The following is a 2,199-nucleotide window of genomic DNA, read 5'->3' on the forward strand; positions in this document are numbered from 1 at the left end:
GCTCCACGGGCGCGGCGGCGGGGCCGGGGCCGATCAGCGCCGGGGCGGCGTGATAGGACAGCCGCTCCAGCGGCGTGCGGCGGGCAAGCGTCACCGCCCGGAAGCGGGCGTCGGACAGCGTCGCGATCACCGCGCCGTCGGCGTCGAACAGCGTGAAGGCGGCGTCGATGGAGCGCGGGCTGAAGCGGCGGATGGCGATCTCCGCCCGGGCGATGGTCGCGCCCGGCGCGTGGAGGCGCAGGGTCCCGAACCGCATGGGCAGGTAGGTCATGTCCGGCCGGTCGCCGGCGTCGCCGAACAGGGTCAGCAGGCCGTGGAAACAGGCGTCGAAATCGGCCGGATGCAGGCCGTAGCGGTCGTCGCGGGGGCCGCGCTCCGCGGCAGGCTTCAGCGTCACCCGCAGGCGGTCCTGCGCCAGCCGCTCCACATGGCTCACGGCCTGGAAGGCGGGGCCGAAGTCGAGCCCGTAGGCGCCGGCGAGCGCGTAGAGCCCGGCGCCCTCGGCGCGGGGCGCGCCGGCGGGCGTCACCGTCTCCTCGACGGCGGGCCGGGCGGAGGGAACCGGGGCCACGCGGCCGACCGCGTGCAGCGTCCAGTCCTCGGAGCGCAGGCGCGGCCGGCTCAGGATCTCCACCGTGCGGCTCTCGGCCGAAATGCGGGTGCGCACCTCGGCGATGGCGTCGGCGTCCAGCGTCAGCGCGTGGCTGATCTCGAAGTCGGACAGCTCCACCGCCTCGGTCTTCAGCCAGGCGCGGCCGGCGGCGAGCGCCATTTCGGCCAGCGCGGCGGCGGGCGCCACCACCCGGCCGCCCACCTTGTGGTCGGCGATCAGCGGCGCGACGGCGGGATCGAGATGGGCGTTCCACTCGTCGCTCTGGGTCTTCAGCCGCGCTCCGATCAGCGGATGGCGGTCGTAGCCCTGGTAGAGCGCCTGCCCGTCCGCGGTCACGCCCACCGCGAAGCGGACGTTCTGCCACGGATAGGTCGGCAGGCGGACGGCGGGGCCGTTCGGCCGCCCGAAGGCGACGTCGCGGGCGACTCGGCCGCCCTTGGCCACCAGCTTCGCCAGCGCGCGGCGGATGGGATCGTGCTCGCCCGCGCCGTGATCGTCGCAGTTGACGACGCCGGACGTGACCTCGGCCGCCGCCAGCACGTCGGTCATGTAGGTCTGCAGCACCGGCCGCGGGCCGATCTCCACGAACACGCGGGCGCCGAGCGCCGCGGCGGCCTCGACCGCGTCGGCGAACAGCACCGGCTGGCGCACGTTGTCCCACCAGTAGCCGGCGTCGAGAGCTGCGCCCTCCACCACAGTCCCGGTGACGCTGGAGACGAAGGGAACCCGCGTCGCGCGCGGGCGGAAGCCGGCGAGGTCGTTCAGCAGCGGCTCGCGCACGCCCTCGATCAGCCCGGTGTGGAACGGGTAGTCGATGTCGAGCACCCGCACCGCCACCCGGCGGCTGCGGGCGAAACGGCTGAGCTCCCGGATCTCGGTCTCCGGCCCGGACAGGGTGATGGAGCGGGCGCTGTTGACGGCGGCGATCTCCACGCCGCCGAAGCCGCCGGCCGCGATCAGGTCGCGGGCCTCGTCGGCCGGCACCAGCACGGCCGCCATCACGCCCGCCTTCCAGGCGATCTCCTGATGCAGGCTGCGGGAGTGCACCACGGCGCAGGCCTGATCGAGCGTCAGCGCGCCGCTCGCGAGCGCCGCCGCCACCTCGCCGACCGAATGGCCGAGCGTCACGTCCGGCGTCACGCCGGCGGCGGCGAGCGCGGCGGTGGTGGCCTCCTGGGTCGCGAACAGCAGCGGCTGGGCGAATTCGGCCCGCTTCAGCTTGTCGGCGAGATCGTCGGCGAACAGCGCCGCCAGCACCGACCAGCCGGCGACGGCCCCGAAGCGCTCGTCGATCTCGGCGAGCCTCGCCCGGAACGCGGCGTCCTGCGCGTGCAGGCGCCGGCCCATGCCGGCCCATTGCGAGCCGTTGCCGGAATAGGCGAAGGCCACCGGCGCGTCGCGGCCGACCGCGCCGTCGAGGATCACGCCGTCCGCGGCGCCGTCCGTGGCGAAGGCGGCGAGCGTCGCCTCCCAGCTGGTGGGATCGTCGCTCTCCAGCACGAGGCGCTTGGGCAGCAGGTCGCGGGTGGCGGCGACGCTGGTGGCCACGTGCCGGGCGCGGGCGGCGTCGCGGCCGGCGAGCGTCC

Annotated in this window: 1 protein-coding gene; it reads right to left on the bottom strand. The window is 75.4% G+C overall.

What is annotated here, in order from left to right:
• On the bottom strand, positions 1–2,199 hold a 2,199-nt coding region (locus ACFQ4O_RS17055), incomplete at both ends, for an acyltransferase domain-containing protein (protein ID WP_378777507.1).

This window comes from Methylopila musalis (genome assembly GCF_042679725.1).
Taxonomy (GTDB): Bacteria; Pseudomonadota; Alphaproteobacteria; order Rhizobiales; family Methylopilaceae; genus Methylopila; species Methylopila musalis.